The organism is Methylophaga sp. UBA3603 (assembly GCF_002375335.1).
GTDB lineage: Bacteria > Pseudomonadota > Gammaproteobacteria > Nitrosococcales > Methylophagaceae > Methylophaga.
Map to the genome: position 1 here is coordinate 643,428 of NZ_DFMC01000010.1, position 22,316 is coordinate 665,743.

23 protein-coding genes and 1 riboswitch are annotated in these 22,316 nt (G+C 44.8%); of the genes, 17 read left to right on the forward strand and 6 right to left on the reverse strand.

All coding sequences use genetic code 11. The annotated features are described in order from the left end of the window. Positions 1-302 precede the first annotated feature (302 nt). Positions 303-1,505 carry a porin gene (locus tag B4F66_RS13950; RefSeq protein WP_292356626.1) on the forward strand — a complete coding sequence of 401 codons (1,203 nt, stop codon included), beginning with the start codon at positions 303-305 and terminating at the stop codon, positions 1,503-1,505. Positions 1,506-1,665: 160 nt separating this feature from the next. Further along, positions 1,666-2,298: a dihydroxyacetone kinase subunit DhaL gene (gene dhaL / locus B4F66_RS13955; protein ID WP_292356628.1), complete on the forward strand. Its 633-nt coding sequence runs from the start codon at positions 1,666-1,668 to the stop codon at positions 2,296-2,298. 40 nt (positions 2,299-2,338) lie between these two features. On the opposite strand, the gene B4F66_RS13960 is transcribed toward dhaL, so the two are convergent. The 3 genes from B4F66_RS13960 to B4F66_RS13970 form a co-directional block, all read right to left on the reverse strand. Further along, positions 2,339-2,722, reverse strand: coding sequence for a GxxExxY protein (locus tag B4F66_RS13960; RefSeq protein ID WP_292356630.1), 384 nt, complete (start codon positions 2,720-2,722; stop codon positions 2,339-2,341). 80 nt (positions 2,723-2,802) lie between these two features. Further along, the gene (dhaK, locus tag B4F66_RS13965; protein WP_292356632.1) at positions 2,803-3,792 is read right to left on the reverse strand and encodes a dihydroxyacetone kinase subunit DhaK; all 990 of its coding nucleotides are present in this window, start codon (positions 3,790-3,792) and stop codon (positions 2,803-2,805) included. Between the two features lie 18 nt (positions 3,793-3,810). Then, positions 3,811-4,644: an HAD-IIA family hydrolase gene (locus tag B4F66_RS13970; RefSeq protein ID WP_292356634.1), complete on the reverse strand. Its 834-nt coding sequence runs from the start codon at positions 4,642-4,644 to the stop codon at positions 3,811-3,813. Between the two features lie 205 nt (positions 4,645-4,849). Between B4F66_RS13970 and hxlA (B4F66_RS13975) the strand changes: the two genes are divergently transcribed. From hxlA (B4F66_RS13975) to prmB, 7 genes are all read left to right on the forward strand, one after another. Next, positions 4,850-5,491: a 3-hexulose-6-phosphate synthase gene (hxlA, locus tag B4F66_RS13975; RefSeq protein WP_292356637.1), complete on the forward strand. Its 642-nt coding sequence runs from the start codon at positions 4,850-4,852 to the stop codon at positions 5,489-5,491. Positions 5,492-5,765: 274 nt separating this feature from the next. Beyond that, positions 5,766-6,080: a hypothetical protein gene (locus B4F66_RS13980; RefSeq protein ID WP_292356639.1), complete on the forward strand. Its 315-nt coding sequence runs from the start codon at positions 5,766-5,768 to the stop codon at positions 6,078-6,080. A 139-nt stretch (positions 6,081-6,219) separates the two neighbouring features. Continuing rightward, complete coding sequence (locus B4F66_RS13985; RefSeq protein ID WP_292356641.1) at positions 6,220-7,203, forward strand: transaldolase; 984 nt, start codon at positions 6,220-6,222, stop codon at positions 7,201-7,203. Positions 7,204-7,361: 158 nt separating this feature from the next. Continuing rightward, positions 7,362-7,997 (forward strand): 3-hexulose-6-phosphate synthase, encoded by a 636-nt coding sequence (gene hxlA, locus B4F66_RS13990; RefSeq protein WP_014707664.1) that lies wholly within the window; start codon positions 7,362-7,364, stop codon positions 7,995-7,997. Positions 7,998-8,008: 11 nt separating this feature from the next. Continuing rightward, the gene (gene hxlB, locus B4F66_RS13995; RefSeq protein ID WP_014707665.1) at positions 8,009-8,548 is read left to right on the forward strand and encodes a 6-phospho-3-hexuloisomerase; all 540 of its coding nucleotides are present in this window, start codon (positions 8,009-8,011) and stop codon (positions 8,546-8,548) included. A 125-nt stretch (positions 8,549-8,673) separates the two neighbouring features. Next, the gene (gene leuC / locus B4F66_RS14000) at positions 8,674-10,077 is read left to right on the forward strand and encodes a 3-isopropylmalate dehydratase large subunit (protein ID WP_292356644.1); all 1,404 of its coding nucleotides are present in this window, start codon (positions 8,674-8,676) and stop codon (positions 10,075-10,077) included. Then, on the forward strand, positions 10,077-11,006 hold the full coding sequence (prmB, locus tag B4F66_RS14005) for a 50S ribosomal protein L3 N(5)-glutamine methyltransferase (protein ID WP_292356646.1): 930 nt from the start codon (positions 10,077-10,079) through the stop codon (positions 11,004-11,006). Before leuC ends, prmB begins: the two co-directional genes overlap by 1 nt. Here the strand turns inward: prmB and B4F66_RS14010 are convergent. Both B4F66_RS14010 and mutH read right to left on the reverse strand, forming a co-directional pair. Further along, a complete protein-coding gene (locus tag B4F66_RS14010) occupies positions 10,997-12,316 on the reverse strand; it encodes a diguanylate cyclase (RefSeq protein ID WP_292356647.1) in 1,320 nt (439 codons plus the stop codon). The two genes, prmB and B4F66_RS14010, sit on opposite strands and share 10 nt — an antisense overlap. Before the next feature lie 46 nt (positions 12,317-12,362). Next, positions 12,363-13,055 (reverse strand): DNA mismatch repair endonuclease MutH, encoded by a 693-nt coding sequence (gene mutH / locus B4F66_RS14015; RefSeq protein WP_292401380.1) that lies wholly within the window; start codon positions 13,053-13,055, stop codon positions 12,363-12,365. Between the two features lie 48 nt (positions 13,056-13,103). On the opposite strand from mutH, the gene B4F66_RS14020 reads away from it, so the two are divergent. Together B4F66_RS14020 and B4F66_RS14025 are read left to right on the forward strand one after the other, a co-directional pair. Further along, positions 13,104-14,027, forward strand: coding sequence for an ABC transporter ATP-binding protein (locus B4F66_RS14020; protein ID WP_292356651.1), 924 nt, complete (start codon positions 13,104-13,106; stop codon positions 14,025-14,027). After that, entirely contained in the window at positions 14,024-14,803 is a 780-nt protein-coding gene (locus B4F66_RS14025) for an ABC transporter permease (protein ID WP_292356653.1), read from the forward strand. The genes B4F66_RS14020 and B4F66_RS14025 overlap by 4 nt, the downstream gene beginning before the upstream one ends. Positions 14,804-15,102: 299 nt before the next feature. Here the strand turns inward: B4F66_RS14025 and dusA are convergent, their stop codons facing one another. Next, a complete protein-coding gene (gene dusA / locus B4F66_RS14030; RefSeq protein WP_292356656.1) occupies positions 15,103-16,086 on the reverse strand; it encodes a tRNA dihydrouridine(20/20a) synthase DusA in 984 nt (327 codons plus the stop codon). 77 nt (positions 16,087-16,163) lie between these two features. Between dusA and B4F66_RS14035 the strand changes: the two genes are divergently transcribed. The 6 genes from B4F66_RS14035 (at position 16,164) to B4F66_RS14060 (ending at position 22,235) form a co-directional block, all read left to right on the forward strand. Continuing rightward, complete coding sequence (locus B4F66_RS14035; RefSeq protein ID WP_292356658.1) at positions 16,164-16,862, forward strand: M48 family metallopeptidase; 699 nt, start codon at positions 16,164-16,166, stop codon at positions 16,860-16,862. A gap of 110 nt (positions 16,863-16,972) precedes the next feature. Then, positions 16,973-17,049: riboswitch (S-adenosyl-L-homocysteine riboswitch) on the forward strand. 91 nt (positions 17,050-17,140) lie between these two features. Continuing rightward, a complete protein-coding gene (gene metK / locus B4F66_RS14040; RefSeq protein ID WP_292356660.1) occupies positions 17,141-18,304 on the forward strand; it encodes a methionine adenosyltransferase in 1,164 nt (387 codons plus the stop codon). A gap of 14 nt (positions 18,305-18,318) precedes the next feature. Then, positions 18,319-19,629 carry an adenosylhomocysteinase gene (gene ahcY, locus B4F66_RS14045; protein WP_292356663.1) on the forward strand — a complete coding sequence of 437 codons (1,311 nt, stop codon included), beginning with the start codon at positions 18,319-18,321 and terminating at the stop codon, positions 19,627-19,629. A gap of 56 nt (positions 19,630-19,685) precedes the next feature. Further along, positions 19,686-20,537 carry a methylenetetrahydrofolate reductase [NAD(P)H] gene (gene metF, locus B4F66_RS14050; RefSeq protein ID WP_292356665.1) on the forward strand — a complete coding sequence of 284 codons (852 nt, stop codon included), beginning with the start codon at positions 19,686-19,688 and terminating at the stop codon, positions 20,535-20,537. 19 nt (positions 20,538-20,556) lie between these two features. Further along, the gene (locus tag B4F66_RS14055; protein ID WP_292356667.1) at positions 20,557-21,249 is read left to right on the forward strand and encodes an ABC transporter permease; all 693 of its coding nucleotides are present in this window, start codon (positions 20,557-20,559) and stop codon (positions 21,247-21,249) included. Next, positions 21,246-22,235: an ABC transporter ATP-binding protein gene (locus B4F66_RS14060; RefSeq protein WP_292356669.1), complete on the forward strand. Its 990-nt coding sequence runs from the start codon at positions 21,246-21,248 to the stop codon at positions 22,233-22,235. Before B4F66_RS14055 ends, B4F66_RS14060 begins: the two co-directional genes overlap by 4 nt. The last annotated feature ends 81 nt before the right edge of the window (positions 22,236-22,316 follow it).

Here is a 22,316-nt window from a genome sequence, read left to right on the forward strand (position 1 = left end):
TGAAAGCACCTTTAATAATATCTGCGAAAATCTGCGTAATCTGCGGATAAATATCTATCAAATCTCCATACCCTCTGTGCCTCGGTGGTTAATTTCGTTTTGGCCCTACATATGATAGATAGAAAACCTTCGCTGTGGTAAAAAAAACACACATTCGTATCTAAATGACCAAATTCACATTTTTTTGTTGTAAAAGTGTTGCAAAGGTTTTGTAGATGTGGAAAATACACTCTTAACCGCGAAACATTCCGGTTACGAGAGAAACTTAAAGTAATCTGTTAACAACTAGAAGGTGAACAGACATGAAAAAAACTACACTAGCTACATTAGTCGGCGCAGCAGCATTTGCAGCAGCCGGCGCAGCCAACGCAACAATCGTTGTTGGCGGCGAGAACGGATATGAATTCAGCGTTGACGGTAACATCAACCAATTCTTTATTGCTTCAGATCAAGACAGCGCGAATGGCGGCTATGATCAAAATAACCAAGGCGTAGCAAACGGCTTGTTACCAACTTTCTTCGGCTTTAACGTTAAAGCCCCTGAAATTAATGGTTTGACAGTTGGTGCGCGAGTTTCAATCTCTCCATCAACTAACAATGGCAGCTACGTTAGTAGCAGTGAAGCAATGGAACAACGTGAAGCGTTTGCTACCGTTGACGGTGCTTTCGGTCAAATCATGTTAGGTAAAGGCTTAGGTCTTTACGCAGCTAACAACATCTTGTTGGATCAAACCTTATACGGTGTTGGTGCAACTAGCGTTATTGCTGCCGGTGACCAAAACACTGGTACTACCTCTCTGGGTCGTATTGGTTGGGGTTATGATTATGCCAACTGGCGCTCACAAATTCGCTGGACTTCAGTCGATATGGCTGGTTTCAAAGTTGCTTTAGCTGTTGCTGATGGTGATGATTTCTTAGAAGTAAATAATGCCACTACTGGTGGTTATGAGAAAGATGCACGTTATGAAGCTTCTTTAAGCTATGCTTCTGCATTTGATGGCGGTTCAGTTAAATTGTGGCTGGATGGCATGACTCAAAAAGTTAGTTTTAATAATGTCGATAGCCTTAAAGGTAATGCTTATACCGTTGGTGGTCAGTTAGTACTGGGTGGCTTCGAAGCCGTTGCCTCTTACTACGATGGTAAAGCTCAAGGTATTGGTGGTCTGGGTCTGGGTGCAATCACAGCTAATGGTAATGAACGTGATGGTGATGGTTATTATGCACAGTTAGGTTACCGTTTCGGTGGTCAAACATTTGTAGCAGCCTCTTACGGTGAGTCTACACTTGACCGCGACGGTGCAAATACTTTTGCTGGCACATCAAACCCAGACAATGCCTTTGCTGACTTAGATTCAAACAGCATGGCTACAATCGGTATCTATCATGACGTTACAGCTAACCTGAAATTGGTTGCTGAATACTCACGCATGGAAACTGAATATTACATTCAATCTGATGAAGATGAAGTTGATGTTTTGGCTATCGGTGGTTTCATCAGCTGGTAAGAAGTTATTTTCTAAACCTTCAGGTTTAGTTTAAAACTGATAAAAAGCCTCAACCTTCGGGTTGGGGCTTTTTTTTGCTTTCAATTTCTACAGTTTGTAAAAAGGCTTAGTATTTACGCTAAAGTATCAGCTGTTTTTATCTGTTAATTCTGAGGGAAATATGTCTAACAATCTGCCACTGCTGCCTTTTATCGATGCTATTAAAGAATCAATAAATGCTCATGCTGACGAAATTGCGCAGCTGGATCAGGCGATTGGCGATGGTGATCATCTGATTAACCTGCAGCGTGGAATTGAGGCATTGCTGAAAAACAGTGAAGAATTGGAACAACTTGAGTTTTCCGCTGCATTGAGCAAAACCGGCATGACTTTGATGTCGACCATGGGCGGTGCATCAGGATCATTATTTGGCTCCATGTTTGTCACTATGGGCAAAACAGCGAAAGATAAAACATTAGATTTAACGGGCATGACCGAAATATTTACCGCCGGGGTTGAATCTATCAAAGCCCGAGGGAAAGCCGACATTGGTGAAAAAACCATGCTTGATAGCTTAATTCCGGCATCAACCAGCCTGCAACAAAGCGTTAGCAATGAAGTTGAATTGTCCACCGCTCTGGATGATATGAAAAAAGCCGCGACTGAGGGAATGGAATCGACTAAGGATATGCTTGCAACCAAAGGCCGTGCATCCTTTCTGGGTGAACGCGCCCGGGGACATATAGATGCCGGCGCCCGCACCAGCCAGCTGATGTTGTGTGCTATTGCCGATGTAATTATTGAAAATCATTAACCACAGTGACACAAAGTTTTAGTAGAGATTTATCCGCAGATTACGCAGATGAGCGCAGATTTAAAACCAACCTTTGGTACTGCAAACTCCTTGCACCAAAATTCAATAGTAATGCCTTGTTTAATTGCGAGGCTTTAAGATAGTTGATGACTTGAGCTTCTTCATGCCCTGATAATTTTTGCAATGCTTTCAATTCAACGATGATTGACCCAAAACATACAAAATCTGCTTTATAAGTCGTTTTAAGTGGTCTCTCGTTATAGATTATTGGTAGACATTTTTCTCGTTCGTAGGGAATGCTTTTTCCCTGAAACTCAATCTCCAATGCTTCTTGATATACAGGTTCGAGAAAACCTCGGCCGAGTGACTTATGTACTCTCATTGCCGCACCAATAATTTCGTATGTTTGCATATCCTTTTGCATAATCTGCGTCCATCTGCGTAATCTGCGGATCACTAATAAAAGCTCAAACCACAGCGACATCCATGTCGATTAATTAAAAACTAACAGCCCCAACGAAGTGCTGCGGTATGCACGGGGGCATCCCATAAGGCAGTCATTTCTTCATCCAGTAAGGTCAAGGTCACCGAGCAACCAGCCATATCGAGAGATGTTGTGTAGTTACCCACTAATGAGCGTTTGATTTCAACACCTTTTTCTTCCCAAAATTTAGCGGCCAGATCGAATACCAGATATAGCTCCATCAATGGTGTCGCACCAAAGCCATTTACATGCAAAAGCACCTGTTGACCGGCTTGAGGATTTAATTCTTTATCAATAGCAGCAGTAACATGCTGGACCAGCTCTTCAGCGGAGCTCATGGTCATCGGTTCGCGCCCTCTTTCACCGTGGATACCCACACCCATTTCAATTTCGTTTTCACTAAGTTCAAATGTTGGGCGGCCCGCGGCTGGAACGGTACAGCTGGTTAACGCAAAGCCCATTGATGCGGTGTTATTGGCTACACGATCGCCAAGTTTTTTACATTGGTTTAGATCTTTTCCTTGCTCTGCCGCAGCACCGACCATTTTCTCGACAATCAATGTTCCGGCTACCCCGCGGCGGCCAGTACTATGTGCCTCAGGTAACGAAACATCATCTTTTACTAATACTGTTTCGTGCTGACATTCCAGCATTTCCGCGGCAATTTCAAAGTTCATCACATCGCCAGCGTAATTTTTAACAATGAACAACACGCCAGCACCATTTTCAACGGTTTCTGCCGCGGCCAGCATTTGATCCGGTGTTGGAGAGGTAAAGATTTGTCCGGGACAGGCAGCATCAAGCATACCTTTGCCTACCAGTCCGGTATGCAGTGGTTCATGGCCTGAACCACCGCCAGAGATAACAGCAACTTTTGGTTCTGTAGATATGGTTGCACGACGCACAAATGCAGGCTGCTGTTGCAGAGAAACTATATCCTGATGTGCCTTTGCGAAGCCATTCAGACTCTCATCAAGCAGATTATCAACGTGATTAATTATTTTTTTCATTCTCTCACTCCCCTTTCTTTAAAGCTGTTTTAATAACGCTGTTATTTCCTGAATATCCTGGAAAACCCAATCCGGTTTGTAATCAATCTCCGCCAGATCAGCTTCAGATGACACGCCGGTTAACACCATAATGCTGCGCATACCGGCATTCACGGCCCCTAAAATATCTGTGTTCAACCTGTCACCGATGGCGATTGTATTATGTTTATCAGTACCCAGAATCTCAAAAGCCTGTTGATACAAAATAGGTTCAGGCTTACCAATGACAATGGGCTCAATCCCCGTCACAGCGGTTAATGCTGCCAGCACACCACCATTTCCCATCACTTCACCCAATTCAGTGGGTAAGGTGGTATCTGCATTAGTCGCATAGAATTCTGCACCAGCCCGGAGATTTAAGGTTGCTGTGGCCAATTTGTTCCAGTTAAGTTGTCTATCCAGACCAGAAACCACAATATCCGCCCAGATATCATCTGTTTCTGCATCAGGATCAGCAGGATAATAGGTGGAGGTCACGGTAAACCCCTGCTGTTGCAACGGTTCGATAAGACCGGACTCACCAATGACAAATACTCTCCGTTTCGCTGCAGGCAATGTATCCACCAGATAGCGGGCAGTCGCCATACTGGAGGTGAGAATCTCGTTGGCTGATACCTCAACCCCCATGTCCGCGAGTTTTTTTAGATATTGCTGTTGCGTCAAACTGGCATTATTTGTCGCAAGTACAAATGGAATTTTTTTGGCGCGCAATGTAGAAAAAAACTCTGTTAATCCTGGCAACGGTTTACTACCCTGCCATAAGACACCATCCATATCGATGATGAATGCACCCAGGTCGTTGATTGTTTGCATGATTACCTGCTTATCAAATAATGTAATTGAAATGAAACTTGAAAAAGCGTCGCACAGAACAAAATAGGCTGTCCAGTTATAAACGAACGCGAAAATCGTTAAAAACCCGGAAAAATTGACATAAATGAACCTTGTGCTTTATAGTCTGCGAGCGTATTTTCAACGTAAAACTACAAATTAAATCAATTATTAGGAGCATGTCAGCATGGCAAAAGCACTTATCCAAATGGCTCTGGATTCTCTGGACTTCGATCAAACTCTCGCATTGGCAGAACAAGTTGCACCTTATGTCGACATTCTTGAAGTCGGTACACCTTGCATTAAATACAATGGCTTGGAAATCGTCACTGCCCTGAAAACCAAATTCCCTAACAACCTGATTCTGGTTGACCTGAAAACAATGGATGCTGGTGAATATGAATCAACTCCATTCTATGAAGCAGGCGCAGATATCTGTACTGTTCTGGGTGTATCTGATAAAGCAACTATGGGCGGCGTAATCAAAGCAGCCAATGCTAACAATGCAGAAGCCCAAATTGACTTGATCAGCGTTAAAGACAAAAAAGCTGTTGCAACTGAAGCCGCTAAAAACGGTGCGCAAATCATCGGTGTTCACACTGGTTTGGATGCGCAAGCAGCTGGTCAAACACCATTTGCTGATCTGCAAGCAATCGCTTCATTGAATCTGGGTGTACGTATTTCTGTCGCTGGTGGTCTGAACAAAGACACCATCCAGAAAACAATCCAAGCTGGCGCAACTATCGTTGTCGTTGGTGCTGCTATCTACGGCGCACCTTCTCCAGCAGATTCTGCTAAAGAACTGCGCGCATTGGTTGATGCTGCGTAAGCAGAACAAACAGTAGCATAAATAAAAACGAGTGGCCCTGTGCCACTCGTTTTTTTTACGCTTAGCTGACTCATCCGGATTTAATGTTGCAAGTTCTGCCGGTATAACTTATTGACCATGCAGATAAATTGGTCAAAAACAGCAGAGCGTGATTATAATCCGTAGTCTGCAATCCTGCTGGCTTGCCACACAGAATCTAAAATAGTAATTTACCCGTTGCACCAACCTCATCATGTTGGGCAGATGGGGTTAAAAATGTAACAGGGGTATACTCATGAGTGATAAAGGATTTTTTGCTTCAATCTGCAGCTTTTTTAAAGGCTTGTTTTCGTCTGACAATGACAGTTGTTGTAAACCGGAATCAAAAACTGCAGCAGCACCGAAAAATACAAATGATGGTTTAACAGGTGTAGAACGCTACATCCGCAACCAATCACAAAGCGGTTCGAAATTAACTGGTGTTGAAAAATATATTCGCAACAAACTGTCAGCAAATAAACCGATGACAGGTGTTGAAAGATACATTCGCAGCAAAGCTAATGCCGCTCCATTAACCGGTGTTGAGCGTTATATTCGCAGCAAAGCTTAATTAGCCTTTATTACGAATAACTTACCCGCCACCTACTGATGGTGGGAAAATAATCGGTATTAAACCGGCTATGGTCGTCGTGATATTAAAAAAATTTTAAGCTCAACAGCTCTACAAACTAACTCAAGAAGGTAAGAAAATGGCGAATTTACTTGATCAATTAAAGCAAATGACCGTCGTTGTTGCTGATACGGGTGATATTCAAGCAATTGAAAAATACACTCCACGTGATGCAACAACTAACCCATCACTGATTACAGCTGCAGCGCAAATGCCTCAGTACCAAGGCATTGTTGACGATACATTGAAAGCAGCACGTCAATCACTTGGCGCAGATGCACCTGCATCTGAAGTTGTCTCTTTGGCTTTTGACCGTCTGGCCGTATCTTTTGGTCTGAAAATTCTGGAAATCATTCCAGGTCGTGTTTCTACTGAAGTAGATGCCCGTCTTTCTTATGACACTGAAGCCACTATCGCTAAGGGTCGTGACCTGATTGCACAATACGAAGCAGCAGGTGTTTCACGTGATCGCATTCTGATCAAAATTGCTTCAACATGGGAAGGCATTCAGGCTGCAGCCGTTTTGGAAAAAGAAGGTATTCACTGTAACCTGACTCTGCTGTTTGGTCTGCACCAAGCCGTGGCCTGTGCTGAAAATGGTATTACGCTGATTTCTCCATTTGTTGGACGTATCCTTGACTGGTATAAAAAAGATACTGGTCGTGATTCATATCCTTCAAACGAAGATCCAGGTGTACTGTCAGTCACAGAAATTTACAGCTACTACAAAAAATTTGGTTATAACACTGAAGTTATGGGTGCAAGTTTCCGTAACGTTGGTGAAATCACTGAATTGGCGGGTGTTGACTTACTGACCATTTCTCCAGCTCTGTTGGATGAATTACAAAACACAGAAGGCACTCTGGAGCGTAAACTGTCTCCAGAAGTCGCAGCTAAATCTGATGTTGCAAAACTGAATTTGGACAAAGCCACTTTCGATGCCATGCATGCTGAAAACCGCATGGCGGCAGAAAAACTGTCAGAAGGTATTGATGGTTTTGCCAAAGCACTGGAATCACTGGAAGAACTGCTGGCTACACGTCTGGCAAATCTGGAAAGCTAATTATTGATTAGCAATCTGCAATCAGGTTGCGGATTATCCGCAACCTGATTCAACAGATTTTGGCTCAATTGACTTATCGCCAAATTCTGAACTATAGTCCCGCTCGCACTGCGAAACGTGGCAATAATTTTTATTAAAATTTTTAGGAGTAAATACACATGGCTGAAATTCAAATGGCTCTGGATTCATTGGATTTTGACGCAACTATGGCGCTGGCTGAACAAGTCGCACCTTACGTCGATATTCTGGAAATCGGTACACCTTGCATCAAGTACAACGGTCTGAAATTAGTTAAAGCTCTGAAAGCTGCTCACCCAGACAAGAAAATTCTGGTTGACCTGAAAACTATGGATGCTGGTGAATACGAAGCAACTCCTTTCTTTGAAGCTGGTGGTGATATCACTACTGTATTGGGTGCTTCTGATGAAGCGACCATGAAAGGTGTTATCAAAGCTGCAAACGCTAACAATGCAGAAGCTCAAATCGATTTGATCGGTGTTGAAGACAAATCTGCTGTTGCAAAACAAGCTGCTGCTAACGGCGCGCACATCATCGGTGTTCACACAGGTCTGGACGCTCAAGCTGCTGGTCAAACTCCATTCGAAGATCTTAAAACCATCGCTGGTCTGGGTCTGAATGTTAAAGTTTCTGTTGCTGGTGGTATCAACAAAGACACCATCCAAAGCACAGTTCGTGCTGGTGCTGATATCGTTGTTGTTGGTGCTGCAATCTATGGCGCACCTTCTCCAGCAGAATCTGCTAAAGAACTGCGTGCATTGGTTGACGCAGCATAAGGATTAGTAAAATGACAATGCATCGTGATCTAGTTGTAAACAAAATCACTGATATTCTGAAGGCAACTGACAGTTCACTTGAAGCCGAATTTGTTGCTATGTGTGATGATGCCAAGCGCATCTTCATCACAGGCGCAGGTCGTTCAAGACTGGTAGGCAACTTTCTGGGTATGAGATTGATGCATAGTGGTTATACCGTCTATGTTCAAGGTGAAATCAGTACACCAAGTATCCGTGAAGGCGATTTGTTAATCGTTATTTCGGGTTCTGGTGAAACAACACAGCTGGTTTCATTTGCTAATAAAGCTAAATCTGAGAATGCTAAAGTGGTTTTGATTTGTTCAAAATCCAGTTCAACGATTGGTGATATCGCAGATAAAACAATTCAGATTGGTACTGATAATAGCTTTGCCCCAACAAAGGGCATGCCAATGGGAACCATGTTTGAATTGTCTACTTTGATTTTCCTGGAAGCCATCGTTTCTCATTTAATTCATGAGAAAGGTATTCCAGAAGAAGAAATGAAATATAGACACGCTAATATGGAATAACCACTTTCCTTAGCAAAAAATAAAAACGGGCAATCTTCGGGTTGCCCGTTTTTTTATGTCTGTCGTTCTCGTCCCTCAAAACGGTATAATATCTGGCTATTTAAATTAAATCGGTTCTGAGAGTTATGTCCGCCAAAACACTTTATGACAAATTATGGGATCAACATGTTATCCGCAGCGAACAGGATGGTACTGCACTGATTTATATTGATCGTCATCTGGTTCACGAAGTCACCTCTCCGCAGGCTTTTGAAGGCTTGCGCCTGGCTGGCCGTATTCCATATCGTTTGAATTCAATTTTGGCAACGCCGGATCACAATGTACCAACCAGCCATCGTGAACAAGGTATTGCCGATCCAATTTCACGGTTACAGGTTGAAACGCTGGATCAAAATTGCGCACAATTTGGTATTACTGAGTTTGGCCTGAATGATTTACGTCAGGGCATTGTGCATGTTGTCGGCCCGGAACAGGGCGCTACCCTACCCGGTATGACGGTAGTTTGTGGTGACTCGCATACCTCTACGCATGGTGCTTTTGGTGCATTAGCTTTTGGTATTGGTACATCGGAAGTTGAGCACGTAATGGCAACGCAATGCCTGATTCAACGTAAATCCAAGAACATGCTGGTAAAAGTCAAAGGACATGTAAACCCAGGTATTACGGCGAAAGATATCGTTCTGGCCATTATCGGTAAAATTGGTACCGCTGGCGGTACCGGCTACGCCATTGAATTCGCCGGTGAAGCCATTCAGGATTTATCCATGGAAGGACGGATGACTGTTTGCAACATGACGATTGAAGCAGGTGCCCGTGCTGGAATGATCGCTGTGGATGACACAACAATTAATTATCTGAAAGATCGCCCTTTTGCGCCTAAGGGGGAAAACTGGGATAAAGCCATGGCAGCCTGGCGTGACTTACACAGTGATGCTGATGCGCATTTTGATAAGGTCGTAGTACTGGATGCCAACCAAATCAAACCTCAGGTTACGTGGGGCACTTCCCCAGAAATGGTGGTTCCTGTTGATGCCAATATTCCAGATCCCGCTGCAGAAAGTGATGCTGTGAAACGCAATGGCATGCTGAAAGCACTTAAATACATGGGGTTGAATGCGAATCAGCCAGTTCAGGAGATTCGTCTGGACAGAGTATTTATCGGTTCCTGCACCAACTCACGTATTGAAGATTTACGCGAAGCTGCTGCTGCAATTAAAGGCGGAAAAGTCTCCGCTACTGTAAAGCAAGCGATGGTTGTTCCGGGATCGGGATTAGTGAAACAACAGGCTGAACAGGAAGGTCTGGATAAAATCTTTGTAGAAGCAGGCTTTGAATGGCGTGATCCAGGTTGCTCGATGTGTCTGGCAATGAATGCAGATCGTCTGGAAGCAGGTGAACATTGTGCCTCTACATCCAATCGCAACTTTGAGGGACGTCAGGGGCAAGGTGGTCGTACACACCTGGTGAGTCCGGCAATGGCGGCAGCCGCAGCGATTGCAGGCCACTTTGTTGATATTACTACGCATTAATGGCGACCAATTATCAAGCCGCTGAGGCTGAACTCAGTACCTTGCGCGATTTTCTGCGATGGACCACCTCACGATTTGAAGAAGCCAGATTATTTTTTGGTCATGGCAATAACGACGCGTTTAATGAAGCCACACAACTGATTCTGCATAGCCTGAAACTTCCGGTAACTGAATTACCGGAATTGTTTCTCGATGCAAGGCTGTGTAGTGCTGAAAAACAGGCTTTATTGCATTTGGTCAAACGGCGAATTGAAGAACGGGTACCTGTTCCCTATCTGACGCATGAAGCCTGGTTTGCTGGCCTGCCTTTTTATGTCGATGAACGTGTACTCATTCCACGTTCTCCTTTTGCCGAATTAATTGATAGCCAATTTGCTCCCTGGTTACAGGATGCAGATTCGGTCGAACGTATTCTGGATATGTGTACTGGCAGTGCCTGCATCGCAATTGCACTGGCCATGACGTTTGAAGGTGCTGAAGTTGATGCTGTTGATATCAGTGATGAAGCGTTGAGCGTCGCCCAGATTAATAAAAACAAACATTTGCTCGGAGATGAGCTGTCGCTTATAAAATCAGATCTATGGACGGAATTAAATCAATCTCGCCAATATGATTTGATTATCAGTAATCCCCCGTACGTGGGGGATCTTGAGATGTCCAGCTTACCAGCGGAATATCATCATGAACCGGTCCATGCGCTGCAGGCTGATGATAATGGTCTTGCTCTGGTAGAACAGATCATTATTGGCGCAGCGACGTTTCTTTCGCCACAGGGATTATTGTTTGTTGAAGTAGGCAATAGCGATCTCGCAGTGGATGAAAGATGGCCGGAAACACATTTTTTATGGCTGGATCTGGAGCAAGGTGGTCATGGGATCTTTATGCTGACCCAAGCACAATGTGCTGAGTTTGCAGCCGCTTATTCCTGAGTTTCACTGACCGGACTTTCAGACTCTGACTCAAAAATCCTTACACAATTACGGCCCGCCATTTTAGCCTGATACATTGCCCGATCAGCCATTTCAAACAGGCTGTTAAGCGTGTCCTGTTTATCCTGTCGAAGCGTTGCCACACCAACACTGATTGTAATACCGATACCAGCGGGCTTAAATCGCGTCAGCCGTTTCTGCATACGTTGCATCAACAGTGCCGCAGTCTGATTGTCACAGCCTGGTAAAAGCAAGACAAACTCTTCACCGGACCAGCGGGCAATCATATCAACATCACGAACGTGGCGTTTGAGCCAGTTACCCAATTCCGCCAGCAGATTGTCGCCACGGACAAAACCATATTGTTCGTTGATGGATCGAAAATGATCTAAATCGATAACCGCCATCGCCAAATCACGTTTGAATCGATAGGCCTCACTTAAATATTTACCGGCAAATTCACGTAGTGCATGACGGTTAAATAATTGCGTCAGCTCATCCAGCATTGCCAGACTGCATAGTGAGTTTTGCTGTGCCCGCAGTTCTCGGAAATTCTGATAGCTGGTAATGTGATTAAACACCCGTTGACGCAGTTCTTCACGGACAATCGGTTTAGAAACAAAATCATTTACGCCGAGATGAAATAACTCAATTTTGCGTGACACATTATCAAAGCCGGAAGTCGCGATGATGGGTACATTGCCATAGTCTTCACGCAAACGACGAATCTTTCTCACCAGCGTAATTCCGCTCATACTGCCCTCCAGCATGATATCGGTAATCACCAGATCATAATCGCCGCCACTGAAGGCCTCCCATGCTTCTTCTGCAAAGGTATAAGCATCAACATCCAGCCCCATATCGGTTAATAAATCGATAATGATGGTCTGTAAAACCCGGGAATCTTCGATAAACAGTACTCGGCCGGATAACTGGCGGGTTTCGCGCTGAGCCAGGCGTTGCACATAAATACCTAATTCGGATTCGTCATGCTTGCTGAAAATGTCGGTGGCACCGGCCAGCAATGCCTGCTTGAGGGTTCGGGCGTTATCCGTTTCTGTCATCACCAGCACAGCAGCATAATCATAGCCGTTGATTGCTCGTAATTGACCGCAGAACTCGCTGCCAGCGATATCCGACAGATCATCACTGCAACAAACTAATCGATATCGTGTCTGCTGAGCATGTTCAAGACCTTGATTCCCAGTCTCTGCGTGGTCCACTTCAAACCCGGCAGCCGATAATAGTGCACGAGCCTTATTACGAAATTCAGTAGATGCGTCTACTACTAATGCATTGAGTTTTTGCACTATGCCAATCCTTTATTCTAATGTGCATTCTGCCTGTTGCTGAACATTAACAGCAAGCTTTCCCTGACAGAATTTGTTGCGTAAAACTTGTCCGAAGGTAAAAACCACAAGGATGATACCATTCTTCCTCGCCGTCATGCCCTATCTGCCGGGTAATTACCCGACTATTGGCTGCTTTGGGCCTTATCTGTAAAAAACGTCCCAGTTTCGCTGTCACGGCACCTTCAGCTATCATTATTTCCATCAACTCTTCCCAGTCCTGCTGCAGCACTGTTTCCTGCTGTTCTGAAGGCTGCCATAAAATCGCCTGTCCAATAAATCGATCCGCTAATGCTATAGCGTTATCGGCTTCAACCGGCAACCACAAAACCTTGCTCAGTTTACGACGTAACCATGATGTCTGCCAATGCGTTTCAGACAGAGCTTTGGGAGTCACCGTGCAGACATATGTCGATTCTTTTGGCTCACCGCGGGTATTCAATGGAATGGTTTTTAATTCAATACCCAAAGCAACAAAATCCGGTTCCGCTTGATTACCGGCATCGGCGCCCAGAATGCGCTCCAGTAGATTCCCTAACCAACCTTTATGACGGCGCAAATCTACAGGAACCGTCAGGCCGGATTGCTGTGCAAGCTGACCCACCGTTTTGCCAGCTATTTGTTGGCAACGATGCATCAGTTCAGCTTCAGAGGCAGGGGGAGAAACTGGAACCGGTTCCGGGTAAATATGATCAGACATGAGTGACATGATAATCTAGTACGTTTAAATCTGCTTAAGGCGATTCCGGTGAAAGCGCTTACTATAGAACATCTGAATAAAACCTATCGCAATGGCTTGGAAGCACTCAAAGATATCAATCTGACGGTTGAAGAAGGTGATTTTTTTGCACTGTTAGGGCCAAATGGCGCTGGCAAATCCACTACCATCAGCATTCTAACGTCGTTAGTCACAAAAACCAGTGGCTCGGTAACCATCTTTGATGCCGATCTGGACAGTCAAACCGAGTTGGCTAAAAGTTATATCGGGTTGGTGCCGCAGGAATTTAATTTTAATGGTTTTGAGCAGGTTAAACACATTCTGGTGACGCAGGCCGGTTATTATGGCGTTCCAGCAAAAGAGGCCGAACCGCGAGCCGATGTCTTGCTGAAGCAATTAGGACTTTGGGAAAAACGTCATACGCCTTCAAGATCATTATCTGGAGGTATGAAGCGCCGATTGATGATTGCCCGGGCGCTGGTACACAATCCACGCCTGCTTATATTGGATGAGCCGACAGCGGGTGTGGATATTGAGCTGCGGCGCTCAATGTGGGTGTTTTTACGTGAAATCAATCAACGTGGCACCACTATCATCCTGACGACGCACTATCTTGAAGAAGCGGAAAATCTGTGTCGCAATATTGCCATCATCGACAAGGGCCGTATCGTTGAAAATACTGATATGAAATCGTTATTAAATCGCCTGGATAAAGAAACTTTTGTACTGGATCTGCTGGAACCTTTGACTGACAGCAGTTTGCTACAGGGGATTGAATATCATCAGGTAGATCCAACAACTATAGAGGTCGAGCTTCAGCGCCAGGAGGGCCTGAATGATTTATTCACCGTGTTAACCGAACGCGGCATTAAAGTAGGCAGTATGAAAAACAAGGTGAATCGTCTCGAAGAATTATTTTTAACCCTGGTTGAACGTCCGGAGTCTGTTGAATGAATAACCGCCGCCAGCATCACTGGATTGCCTTTTCAACCATCGTCACCCGGGAAATCAGGCGATTCCTGCGGATTTGGGCTCAAACGCTGTTACCCCCAGCGATAACTATGACGTTATATTTCATTATTTTCGGTAATCTGATTGGTAGCCGAATTGGTGAGATGGATGGTTTCAGTTATATGGAATATATCGCCCCCGGCATCATCATGATGGCGATTATCAACAATGCCTATTCCAATGTCGCTTCGTCTTTTTTCAGTGCCAAGTTTCAAAATCATATTGAAGAGCTGATGGTTTCTCCCGTTCCTAACTATATTATCCTCGCAGGATATGTTGTCGGTGGAGCAGCCCGCGGCCTGTTTGTTGGACTCATTGTGACATTGGTTTCACTGATATTTACCAAACTTACCGTTCAACATATCGGGATTACCATTAGCATGGTCTTTCTCAGTGCCGTCATGTTTGCATTAGGCGGATTTATTAACGCCTTATACGCCCGCAGCTTTGATGAAGTCTCAATCATTCCAACCTTTATCCTCACCCCGCTGACCTACCTGGGGGGCGTGTTTTATTCGATTTCACTGCTGCCCGAATTCTGGCAAAACGTTTCCATGCTGAATCCGGTTTTATACATGGTCAATGCATTCCGTTATGGCATTTTAGGTGTTTCGGATATTCCGGTAGCCGCTGCTTTTGCCATCATCCTGGCCTTTATCGCTGCACTGACAAGCTATGCGCTTTATCTGCTGCATAAAGGTACTGGCTTAAGGAATTGAAGAGCATTAACCACAGAGACACAGAGGGCACAGAGTTTTATAAATAGCTTGTGGCTTATGGTGACTGACGTTTAAGTGGTGTTTTAAGGCATTTAAAAAATAATCCGCAGATTACGCAGATGCACGCAGATTAAATAAATGGTTTTCAGGTTGATGCAGTAATGCATCACAAAAGAACTCTGAGGGCTAGCTTCTTTCAAACCGACTTGTTAAAGCATTCATAAAACATCTGCGAAAATCTGCGTAATCTGCGGATATAACAACCAAAAGCCTCTGTGTCTCTGTGGTTACTTTTAGTCTCAGCCTACTAATTTAATCGCATCGCGGACCACTTCAATCCCGGCGCCGGGTAAATGCGCATTTTCACTTAAGTGCCGCCGCCAGCGACGAGCCCCTGGCAAGCCTTGAAACAAACCCAACATATGGCGGGTAATGGACTTCAAGGGTCTCCCCTCTTTCATACGCATTTCAATATAAGGCAGCATCAATTCGACTATTTCATGCTGACTAGGGATTGACCGATCATCATTAAAAATTCGTTTATCCGCTTCAGCCAATAGATATGGCTGGTGATAAAGTGCCCGCCCCATCATTACTCCATCTACTCTTTGCAGATGGTTTTCAGCCTCGTCCAGCGTGTGTATACCGCCATTGATATCCAGATGCAAATCAGGAAACTCCTGCTTGATTTGATACACCTTTGAATACTCAAGTGGAGGGATATCCCGATTTTCCTTCGGGCTTAAACCTTTTAACCAGGCTTTACGGGCATGAAGAATCACTGCATCGACTTCAACCTGATAAATTGCGTCGACAAATTCTCTGACAAATTCATAACCGTCCTGCTCATCAATACCTAATCGGGTTTTGACTGTGATGGGAATATCAGTTGCCTGCTTCATCGCAACCACACATTCAGCCACTAACCGGGGTTCGGCCATTAAACAGGCACCGAATCGACCATTCTGTACACGATCACTGGGGCACCCGACATTCAGGTTAATTTCCTGATAACCAGCCTGGGCACCTAAGGTGGCACATTTTGCTAATTCTGCAGGGTCACTGCCACCCAGCTGCAATGCCATGGGATATTCATTTTCATCATGTGCCAGAAAGCGTTGATGATCGCCGTGGAGCAATGCGCCTGTGGTGATCATTTCGGTATATAGCAAAGTATGCTTGGAAATGATTCGGCACAAATAACGGAAATCCCGATCGGTCCAATCCAGCATCGGTGCCAGTGATAAGCGATGGGCGAATTTAATATTGGCTGTCAAAGTCATAATAAAACCTGTTTAATCCGACATTTTCGCAAATCAGCCGTTAAAATGCCCATTTAATACGTTATTTAAGTCAGTCGATGAGCACCATCAAGATTAACGATCACTCCGTTGCCGTTGTCCGAAGCGCACGCAGAAAGACCATTGCGATCAAAATTCAGGATGGCAACGTAACGGTGCACTTACCCAAATTAATGCCGTTATGGTTGGCAAAACAATTTGTGATGCGCAAACAGCAATGGATCGAGGATAAATTAAAAAAATTCCAGCAGCGTCCACCCAAACGACAATTTATTGAAGGTGAGTTACAACCTTTTATGGGCGAGCAATATCCATTACATATTATTCAGGAGCCACAACGCCAGCGACTGCATGTCCTGCTTGATCAACAGAAACTGGTGATTATGGCACCGCCCAATGTCACAGCCTTGCAAATAAGACAGGCGTTAGCAAGATGGTACAGACGTCAAGCAGAATCGTTACTGCCTGAACGAGTAAAACAGCTTGCTGAGCAAACTAGCCTGCGACCCAATCTGGTTCAGATTAAAAGCTATAAAGCTCGCTGGGGCAGTTGTACTATGAGAGGAGATATCCAGCTTAACTGGCAATTAGTTCAGGCCACACAGTCGATAAATGATTACGTTATCATTCATGAATTATGTCATCTACGTCAGCATAACCATTCAAAGGCCTTTTGGGATTTGGTTGAACAATTTGACCCCAATTTCCGTGAACATCGCCGTTGGTTGAAACAGCATGGACATCAGCTCGTTATCTAGGGTCCTTGATATTTCATAGCCACTACGGCTTGGGGCTATGAAATATCAACAAAGCCTTTAAGAAAGGCTTAACTTGGTAATTTTTTCATTATGAATTAATATATGCCACATTGGATAAGGAACGCTGCGACAGAGAACCCTCTGCTAGGCTTATTCAATTTTACATTCCAAACGGCGTTCATTATTACGGGTCACTGGTAGTAATGGGCGTTTCATCCGAACTTTACCCATAGTTAAACTATCATTACCTTATTTGAATTTTAATGAGGAAGTTGTCTATGAGTAATGCTTATCTTTTTACCTCTGAATCTGTTTCAGAAGGTCATCCAGATAAAGTAGCAGACCAAATTTCCGACGCTGTTTTAGATGCAATCCTGTCCAAAGATCCCCACGCTCGTGTTGCCTGCGAAACTCTGATTAAAACCGGTGTAGCGATTGTGGCTGGCGAAATCTCAACCAGCGCCTGGGTAGACTTGGAAGACATTGTTCGTAAAACCATCACGGATATTGGTTACAACAGCTCCGAGGTCGGTTTTGATGGACAGACCTGCGGGGTCATGTCAGTTATCGGTAAACAATCCGGTGACATCGCCATGGGTGTGGATCGTGAAACAGAAGAAGATCAAGGTGCCGGTGATCAAGGCTTGATGTTTGGCTATGCCAGCAATGAAACTGAAGTGCTTATGCCAGCTCCTATCACTTATGCACATCGTCTGGTCAAACGTCAGGCCCAAGTACGTAAAAGCGGTGAATTACCGTGGTTACGCCCTGATGCCAAAAGTCAGGTGACATTTGCCTATGAAAATGGCGTACCGGTGGGTATTGATGCAGTGGTCCTATCAACCCAGCATAACCCTGAAATCAGCCAAGCTGATCTGAAAGAAGCGGTGATGGAACTCATTATCAAACAAACGCTTCCAGCTGAATGGCTAACAAAAAATACTCGTTACCATATTAATCCCACCGGCCAATTTATTATTGGTGGTCCTGTGGGTGATTGCGGCCTGACCGGTCGCAAAATTATCGTCGACACATACGGTGGCATGGCCCGCCATGGTGGTGGTGCATTCTCCGGCAAGGATCCTTCAAAAGTCGATCGTAGTGCAGCATATGCGGGTCGCTATGTAGCGAAAAACATTGTTGCCGCCGGACTTGCTGATCGTTGCGAAATTCAGGTTTCGTATGCCATCGGCGTTGCAGAACCTACCTCCATTAGCGTGGATACATTTGGTACAGGCAAAATTGCTGAAGATAAACTTGTCGAATTAGTTCGTGAACATTTTGATTTGCGCCCGGTTGGCCTTATCAAAATGTTGGATTTAGTACGTCCCATTTATCAGCAAACTGCCGCATATGGTCATTTTGGACGTGAAGACGCTGACTTCAGTTGGGAACGAACTGACCTCGCTCCCGTCTTACGTGAAGCAGCAAAAATCAACTAACACAGGAAATTATCATGCAATCAGCAGTAGAAAACTTAAAACCAGATTACAAAGTTGCCGACATCAGTCTGGCGAAATGGGGCCATCAGGAAATCAAAATCGCTGAAAGCGAAATGCCTGGATTGATGGCCTTACGTGAAGAATATGCTGGCCAGCATCCGCTGAAAGGTGCGCGTATTGCAGGTTGTCTGCATATGACGATACAAACTGCCGTGTTGATTGAAACACTGGTTGAATTAGGGGCTGAAGTGCGCTGGTCTTCTTGCAATATCTTTTCAACACAGGATCACGCTGCAGCGGCTATTGCCGATCAGGGCATCCCGGTCTTTGCCTGGAAAGGTGAAACCGAAGAAGAAGCTATCTGGTGTATTCGTCAAACCATCATTGGCACTGATGGCTGGCGCCCGAATATGATTCTGGATGATGGTGGTGATTTGACCACGATGATGCATGAAGACTATCCGGAATTACTCGACGATGTTAAAGGTTTGTCGGAAGAAACCACCACCGGCGTACATCGTTTGTATGAAATGATGAAAGCAGGTGCCTTAAAAGTCCCGGCGATCAACGTTAACGACTCAGTCACCAAATCAAAATTCGACAATCTGTATGGTTGCCGTGAATCACTGCTTGACGGTATCAAGCGTGCAACCGATGTTATGGTTGCTGGCAAAATCTGCGTGGTGTTAGGTTACGGCGATGTCGGTAAAGGTTGTGCACAAGCTTTCCGTGGCATGGGCGCTACCGTGATGATTACTGAAATCGATCCAATTTGTGCCCTGCAGGCAGCAATGGAAGGTTACCGTATTGTCACCATGGATGAAGTCGCTGATAAGGCCGATATCTTTGTGACTGCTACCGGTAATATCAATGTCATTAATCATGATCATATGGCAGCGATGCGTAACGAAGCTATCGTTTGTAACATCGGTCACTTTGATAACGAAATTGATGTAGCTTCACTACGTAACTACGAGTGGGAAAACATTAAGCCTCAGGTTGACCACGTTATTTTCCCTGATGGTAAGCGTATTATCCTGTTGGCTGAAGGTCGTCTGGTCAATCTGGGCTGTGCAACCGGTCATCCAAGCTTTGTAATGTCAGCGTCTTTCACTAATCAGGTCATGGCGCAAATCGAGTTATGGCATAACAGTGCCAACTACGAGAATAAAGTGTATGTCTTGCCAAAACGTCTAGACGAGAAAGTGGCCCGGCTGCATTTAGGCCGAATCGGTGCTAATCTGACCGAATTAAATGCTGAACAGGCCAAATATTTAGGGCTTGAGCAACAAGGCCCCTATAAACCTGAACACTACCGTTACTAAGTTAAGCAGGGCTAACCTAAGTGTTAGCCCTTTTTCTTTTACCTAAAGTAAGCATCATGTCCAAACAACCTGTTATCAGCTGTGAATTTTTTCCGCCAAAAACGGAAAAAGGTGCACAAAATCTTTTATTGGTGCAAGAGCGATTAGCTGTATTAAAACCTGAATTTTACTCCGTGACTTTTGGTGCAGGGGGATCGACTCAGGATAATACGCTTGAAGCGGTTATCGCTATACAACAACGCGCAGCAGAGACCGGAATTGATGCAGCTCCGCATTTATCCTGTGTGGGATCATCAAAAGAACGCATCCGTACTATCCTGCAAACCTATATCGATAATGGAATTTCCCGCGTGGTGGCATTAAGAGGTGATTTACCCTCTGGCATGCGTGATCCGGGTGATTTTCGTTATGCCAATGAACTGGTGCAATTTATTCGCAAAGAAACCGGCGATCATTTCACTATTGAAGTTGCAGCTTACCCCGAAGTACATCCTCAGGCACAGGATGCTGGTGTCGATCTGGAAAATTTCAAACGTAAAGTTGATGCCGGAGCTGACAGCGCCATTACACAGTATTTTTTCAACATTGATTCTTATCTGTATTTTGTAGAACGCTGCCAGAAAAAAGGCATTGATATTCCGATAATTCCCGGCATTATGCCCATCAATAATTACACTCAACTCGCGCGGTTCTCTGCAGCCTGTGGTGCAGAAATTCCTCGTTGGCTCAAAAAACGTCTGGAAGAGTTTTATGATGACAGTGTCTCGATGCAGGCATTTACTACCGATTACCTGACTGAATTTACTGAAAAACTGATTAAACTGGACGTACCCGGCTTACACTTTTATTCAATGAATAAAACACAGCCTGTATTAACCGTTTGCGAACGACTGGGATTGGTTCGCTGATTATTAGGCTTCCTTAGCCATGGACTTTTTTGGTACATCTTTTACCGCAGCGCTTAAACTGCTGATAGCTTTTGATGCTACTGTCTGGGAGATTATTCAGACATCGGTCAGTATTTCCGTTGCTGCTGCTTTCATTGCCGCTTTACTGGCGATCCCTGCGGGTGTGTTTACGGCATTAACGGAGTTTTCCGGTAAAACGACACTGCAACATATTCTCAATACCTTAATGGCCATGCCTACCGTAGTGATTGGGTTATTACTATATGGGCTCTTCAGTCGAATGGGACCATTAGGGGAATTGGGATTGCTTTATACCCAATCCGCCATGATTATTGCGCAGAGCATCTTGATATTTCCCATCATGATGAATCTGACTCTGGTGACCGTCAACACCGCTGATCCAAGGCTAATTTTGACCTTACAAAGTCTCGGTGCAGATAAATGGCAACAATGCTTTCAGGTATTAAAAGCCGTTAGACTGGCGGTGCTGGTAGCTATTCTTACAGGCTTTGGACGCGCCATTGGTGAAGTTGGTGCTGCAATGATGCTGGGGGGGAATATTGAAGGCTATACTCGTACGATGACTACCGCCATTGCACTGGAAACCAGTAAAGGCGAATTTGAACTGGCATTGGCGCTCGGCATAGTGTTGCTAATGATCGCTTTTATCCTGAATTTCGCTTTGTCCTGGATTAACCGGCGACTGACATGAACTACGCCTTTCAACTAGACAACATTAAAGTTCGTTATAACGGTGAGCTGGCCCTGGATATTGAGCAACTCAATATCCCCGCCAATGAATGCATGGCTGTACTAGGTGAAAATGGCGCGGGGAAATCCACCTTGTTTCACTTATTGGCTTTATTACAAAAGCCCGATTCAGGTGATATCAGCGTATTGGGCGATAAAATCACTGATTCACAAGCCAAACAACGTCAGAAAATCGGGCTGGTCCCCCAACATCCCTATATGCTACCCGGCACGGTAAAAGACAATATTCGCCTGGCGCTGAAGTTACAAAAAGTGGATAAAGCCCGACATACATCTCAACTGCAACAGGCATTGGAAACCGTCAACTTGACCCAGTTGGCTGATCAGACCGCCAGCACTCTGTCGGGTGGAGAACAACGGCGTGTTGCGATTGCCAGGGTGCTGGCATTTGAACCGGATATCCTGTTGCTAGACGAACCATTTGCCAATCTGGACAGCTTTCACCAGCGCCAGCTGGAAGATGTGATCACCATGTTGACTAACGATGCTAAGCGCACAGTACTGTTTTCAACCCATGACCGTCTGCAGGCTTCCGCTATCACACCTCATACAATACAACTGCTTAAGGGCAAACCGGTTTCGGCTCCCCTGCTGAACCTGTTCCATGGTCATTATGATGGCGAAATCTTTCATACCAAAACACTGAAAATCTTTGCCGCGGAAGGCTCTCTTTCTGCCCGACATATTGCAATCGATCCGCTGGTGATAACGATTAGTACCCATGCTCATTCGGATAGCAGCGCCCGTAACCAGTTACCCGGACGACTTACCAGCATCAGCGAAGCGGGCAAAGCGGTGCGCCTGACAGTTGATTGTGGTGACAAATTTGAAGTGATTATCAGTCACCAGGCTTTATCTTCTCTAGGGCTTTCTCTGGGCGATTCACTATGGATTAGTTTTAAAGCCACTGCAGTTACCCTGTTGTGATTTTTATTTTAGAAAGACGTATAGGCAACGGCGCGACGATTGCGGTAACATAAACTCATGGTCACAACATTAAATCAAAAC